This is a genomic window from Caulobacter sp. P1_B12_2 (genome assembly GCF_056406675.1).
In genome coordinates this window covers 1-4,635 of record NZ_JBFTZS010000372.1, presented here as the reverse complement: position 1 = coordinate 4,635, position 4,635 = coordinate 1, and the positions used below count along the sequence as shown (strand labels likewise).

6 protein-coding genes are annotated in these 4,635 nt (G+C 66.9%); 4 read left to right on the top strand and 2 right to left on the bottom strand.

From position 1 onward, the window contains the following. Window positions 1–348, bottom strand: a 348-nt coding sequence (locus tag AC1DZ6_RS19375; RefSeq protein ID WP_477098773.1) for a DUF924 family protein, incomplete at its 3' end; no start/stop codon positions are given. 121 nt (window positions 349–469) lie between these two features. Between AC1DZ6_RS19375 and AC1DZ6_RS19370 the strand changes: the two genes are divergently transcribed. After that, complete coding sequence (locus AC1DZ6_RS19370; protein WP_477098772.1) at window positions 470–1,372, top strand: RcnB family protein; 903 nt, start codon at window positions 470–472, stop codon at window positions 1,370–1,372. A gap of 46 nt (window positions 1,373–1,418) precedes the next feature. On the opposite strand, the gene AC1DZ6_RS19365 is transcribed toward AC1DZ6_RS19370, so the two are convergent. Next, the gene (locus tag AC1DZ6_RS19365) at window positions 1,419–2,354 is read right to left on the bottom strand and encodes an NAD(P)H-dependent oxidoreductase (protein WP_477098771.1); all 936 of its coding nucleotides are present in this window, start codon (window positions 2,352–2,354) and stop codon (window positions 1,419–1,421) included. Between the two features lie 142 nt (window positions 2,355–2,496). Here AC1DZ6_RS19365 and ilvC point away from each other — a divergent pair, with 142 nt between their 5' ends. From ilvC to AC1DZ6_RS19350, 3 genes are all read left to right on the top strand, one after another. Continuing rightward, the gene (gene ilvC / locus AC1DZ6_RS19360; protein ID WP_477098774.1) at window positions 2,497–3,540 is read left to right on the top strand and encodes a ketol-acid reductoisomerase; all 1,044 of its coding nucleotides are present in this window, start codon (window positions 2,497–2,499) and stop codon (window positions 3,538–3,540) included. Window positions 3,541–3,671: 131 nt separating this feature from the next. Beyond that, window positions 3,672–4,256 (top strand): YceI family protein, encoded by a 585-nt coding sequence (locus AC1DZ6_RS19355; protein ID WP_477098770.1) that lies wholly within the window; start codon window positions 3,672–3,674, stop codon window positions 4,254–4,256. A gap of 89 nt (window positions 4,257–4,345) precedes the next feature. After that, the gene (locus AC1DZ6_RS19350) at window positions 4,346–4,603 is read left to right on the top strand and encodes a hypothetical protein (RefSeq protein ID WP_477098769.1); all 258 of its coding nucleotides are present in this window, start codon (window positions 4,346–4,348) and stop codon (window positions 4,601–4,603) included. The last annotated feature ends 32 nt before the right edge of the window (window positions 4,604–4,635 follow it).

Genomic DNA, 4,635 nt, shown 5'->3' with positions numbered 1-4,635 from the left:
GGGCAGGTAGAAGAACGGCCGCAGTTCGGGCGCGACGGCCTTGTCTTGACCCGCCGCCACGGCGGCGGCGGCGATCGCCCGGGCCTTGCCGTCGGTGGCGAAGGCGTGGCCGCTGTCTCGGAAGAGGTTGCGGGGAAACTGGTCCAGCAGGATGAGCAAGGCCAGCGCCCCATCGGCCCCATGGGACGCGTCAGCGGCCCAAGCGTCGTACTTGCCGCGCGCGGCGGCCAGGTGGACGGGTTCGAACTTCAGACGGATGGCTTCGTCRAAGGCGTCGGACTTGGCGAACCACTTGATGGGACCGGCGGCGGTCCAGAATCCCAGCACATCCTGCGGTTTGGCGGTCATGGAGGATCTCCCGTGCTGGTGGCGTCCTTGTTCAAACGCGGTTCATGGAGCAAGGCCGATATTGGATACAAGGGATGAGCGTTGGGGTCACCACAAGGCCCCTTGGAGCACTTGGAAACACATGAAACGTCTGATCACGACGGCGATGATCCTGTCCTTGCTGGGCGGCGCGGCGGCGGAAGCCGCGGGCGCGGGCCTGGGGCAGGACCGTCCTGAACGCCAGGGGCGTCAGGGCGGCGGGCGCGGCGACGGCGGTGGCGGCTGGCGCCAGCAGCAATCGCAGGACCAGCCGCAACAACCTCAACAGCAGCAACAGCAGCAACCTTCGGGCGGCGGTGATCGCGGCGGCTGGCGTCAGTCGGGCGGCGATCGCGGCGGTCGTCCCGACGGGAACGGCGGCGGCCGGTCGCCCCTGACCCCGCGACCGCAGGAAGCGCAACAACCCGCGCCCGCGCCTCAGGCCCAGACCCCCGAGCCAGGCCGCGACCGCGGCGGCTGGCAAGGACAAGGCCAGGGTCAAGGGCAAGGCGGACGCGATCGTGGCGACCAGAATCGCGGTGATCAAAACCGCGGCGACCGCGGCGACCGCGGCGATCGTGGCGGCCAGAACGGCGGCTGGGATCGCGGCAACGGGCGCGGCGATCAAGGCCGGCCTGGCCAAGGCCGACCTGATCAAGGCCGTCCCGATCATGGTCGTCCGGGCCAGAACAACGGCCAGTGGCGCGATCGCGACAACGATCGCCAGCGCTATGACCAGCGCCGCTACCGGCCGTCCTACCACGCCTCTCAGCGTTACCGGGCCGGGGCCTATCGCTATCCGCGCGGCTTCTACGCTCGCAGCTGGTCGTTCGGCGATTACCTGCCGGGCGGCTGGTACGGCCAGTCCTACTACCTGGACGCTTGGCAATACGGCCTGCCGTATCCGCCGGTCGGCTGCGAGTGGGTGCGGGTCGGCAACGACGCCCTGCTGGTCGACGTCTGGAGCGGCCAGGTGCTGAGCGTCTATTACGGTCTGTTCTGGTAGCGAAACAGTCGGGGGGCGCACGCCTGCGTGCGTCCCCAATCGCGTCCTAGACATTCGTCGTCGATTTCGCCGCCCGCTCGTCGTCCTTGGCGGCGACGACGCCTTTCAGCACCGTGTGGGTGGCGAACCGTTCGACCCAGGCGTCGAACTGGGCCACGTGGTCGCTCTCGGCCATCATGTCGTCGGTCTGGTCGTCGGCGTAGGGCTTGCCCTCGCCGAACACCCCGGCGGTCCACAGGTCGTCCGGAACCTCGATCCCGCTGTAGCGGCACTGCCAGACCAGACCCTGATAGGCCAGGCGCTCGTCCTGATAGGGCTCCTTCTTCGGGTCGAACCAGGCCTTGTTGGCGACGAGTTTGGGCCGGCCGTCCTCGCCCATCTCGTCGGCCCCGCCGTCGCAATAGGTGAAGAAGGCCGCCGTGCGGCCCTCCAGGTGGTTCTTGGTCAGCCGCTTCCACTGCGGCGAACGCTCCAGAGCCTGGGCCTTCAATGTGTTCTTCTTGTCGATCAGGTCGGGACGCGGATTGCCGCCGGCCGCGCAGACCAGGCGGTCGAACATCAGCTTGAAGTTGGTGGTGGGCCCATACCAGTTGGTCGGACCGATGAAGGCCCAGGCGTCGGCTCGGGCCAGGCGGCCGTAAAGGTCGAGATCCCACATCAGGTCGGGCTGAGTGGTGCTGCGCGGGCCGTAGCAGTTGCAGGGATAGACGCACAGCGCCATCGACGAGGAGACGCAGGCGTTGCAGGCCTGGATCTTGGGCTTGCCGTGCTGGTTGCCCAGGTCCTCCGTGTCGATCTGCCACGCGGCCGGCAGCCCCGCCGCCATCCGCATCATCAGGGCGCGGGCTTTCGAATCCAGCCCCGGACAGCTGTTGTGCCGTCGCTGCGAGCCGGCGATCACCAGCACCCGCAGCGCCCGCTCCTCGCTGGGTTCAGGGGAAACGATCGGGGCGTCTTGCGAGGCTTCTTGGGGGCTGGCCATGGCGGTGGAACGCCTCAGCGTCTAAAACGTCGCCACAGAGGCTTTCGGGTCACAACGTTCTGCCGTCATCGCCTTGACGAAACGGCAAAAAAACGCTCAAACGCCCGGCCTTTGTCGCTTCGCCGTTGCGCGAGGCGGCCATATTGACCAGTCCTGGAGAAAAAACATGCGCGTCTATTATGATCGCGACGCCGACCTCGCTCGTATCTTGGACAAGAAGATCGCGATCGTAGGCTATGGTTCGCAAGGTCACGCGCACGCTCTCAACCTTCGGGACTCCGGCGCCAGCAACGTCGCCGTCGCCCTGCGCGCCGGCTCGCCGACCGCCAAGAAGGCGCAAGGCGAAGGCCTGAAGGTCATGACCGTCGCCGAGGCGGCCGCCTGGGCCGACCTGATCATGATCCTGGCGCCCGACGAGCATCAGCGCGCGATCTATAACGAAGAGATCGCCCCCAACATCCGCGACGGCGCGGCCCTGCTGTTCGCCCACGGCCTGAACGTGCACTTCGGCCTGATCGAGCCCAAGGACACCATCGACGTCCTGATGGTCGCCCCCAAGGGTCCCGGCCACACCGTGCGCGGCGAGTACCAGAAGGGCGGCGGCGTGCCTTGCCTGATCGCCGTGCACCACAACGCCACCGGCAACGCGCTTGACCTCGGCCTGGCCTACGCCTCGGCCATCGGCGGCGGCCGCTCGGGCATCATCGAGACCAACTTCCGCGAGGAATGCGAAACCGACCTGTTCGGCGAACAGGCCGTCCTCTGCGGCGGCACGGTCGAGCTGGTCCGCGCCGGCTTCGAAGTGCTGGTGGAAGCCGGCTACGCGCCGGAAATGGCCTATTTCGAGTGCCTGCACGAGCTGAAGCTGATCGTCGACCTCATGTACGAAGGCGGCATCGCCAACATGAACTACTCGATCAGCAACACGGCGGAGTACGGCGAGTACGTCACCGGTCCGCGCATCATCACGCCGGAAACCAAGCTCGAGATGAAGCGCGTGCTGGAAGACATCCAGTCGGGCAAGTTCGTCCGTGACTTCATGCTGGAAAACCAGGTCGGCCAGCCGAGCTTCAAGGCGACCCGTCGCCGCTCGGCCGAGCACCAGATCGAGGAAGTCGGCGGCCGCCTGCGCGCCATGATGCCCTGGATCGCCAAGAACAAGCTGGTGGACGTGGCCAAGAACTAGGCTTCGGCTTCATCGCTGAATACCGAAGAGCCCGGCCTCGCGCCGGGCTCTTTTCGTTTGGGCGCTTGCCGTTCGCCTTCGCTCGCGTGAAGCTTGCGCTGTCCCGCTGAACGGGATGAGGGGAACGCCCGATGAAACGCCTGCTCGCCGTCATGACCGCCTGCGCCGCCTYGGGCGCGACCGCCGCGCCGGCCGCCGCCGCCGAGGTCGCCTACAAGCTCGACGAGGCCCACACCGAGACCAGCTTCGTCATCGACCGCTTCGGCTTCACCTCGGTGCTTGGGATCTTCGGCAAGGCGGAAGGCACGATCTGGCTGGACGAGGCCGCGCCCGAGAAGTCGCGCGTCGAGGCCACGGTCAGCGTCGACAGCCTGCAGGCCGGCAACGCGACGCGCGAAGAGCACCTCAAGGGCGAGCGCTGGCTGAACGCCGCCAAGAACCCGACCATGACCTTCAAGTCGACCAGGGTGGAAAAGACCGGCGACACGACCGCCAAGGTCACCGGCGACCTGACCCTCATGGGCGTGACCCTGCCCACGACCTTCGACGTCAAGCTGAACAAGATCGGCACGGCGCCCAACAACAACAAGAAGCAGGCCGGCTTCACCATCACCGGAACGATCAGCCGCAAGGCCTTCGGCAGCGCCGGCGCTGCGGGGGTGATCGGCGACGCGGTGGCCATCCGCATCGAGACGCTGGGCGTGGCGCAGCCTTAGGTGGCGTCAACTAGCTTTACTATGTTGACTTGAATACAATCCAGGGTGAAGTTGCCTTGCGCGTTTCGCGTGTTCCCACTGGAGGGTGTATGACCCGAGTGATGTTTTCCAAGCCGCTGAGACTGGTCTTGGCGTTTGCCGCCGTGGCGGCGGCGAGCGCCGTGCAGACGACGGCCGCCCACGCCTATCCCGAGCCCTGTATGCAATGGGCCGCTGGCCGCTGTGATCGACTGTACAGCGATCGCTATTCGCCCGAGTGGTCGAGCTGCTTCGAGCAGGGCGTCGACTACTGTGAATCGACCCAGCCGGGGCCGCTGCCTCCCGGACCGTGGCACCCCTGGCCCTAGACGGCTCGGACCGAAGACGGGGCCCTTGGCGG

What these genes read in the sequence shown, in the direction of transcription:
- AC1DZ6_RS19370 (WP_477098772.1), top strand. Translation starts at nt 470, where the DNA reads ATGAAACGTCTGATCACGACGGCGATGATCCTGTCCTTGCTGGGCGGC.
- AC1DZ6_RS19365 (WP_477098771.1), bottom strand. Translation starts at nt 2,354, where the DNA reads ATGGCCAGCCCCCAAGAAGCCTCGCAAGACGCCCCGATCGTTTCCCCT.
- AC1DZ6_RS19350 (WP_477098769.1), top strand. Translation starts at nt 4,346, where the DNA reads ATGACCCGAGTGATGTTTTCCAAGCCGCTGAGACTGGTCTTGGCGTTT.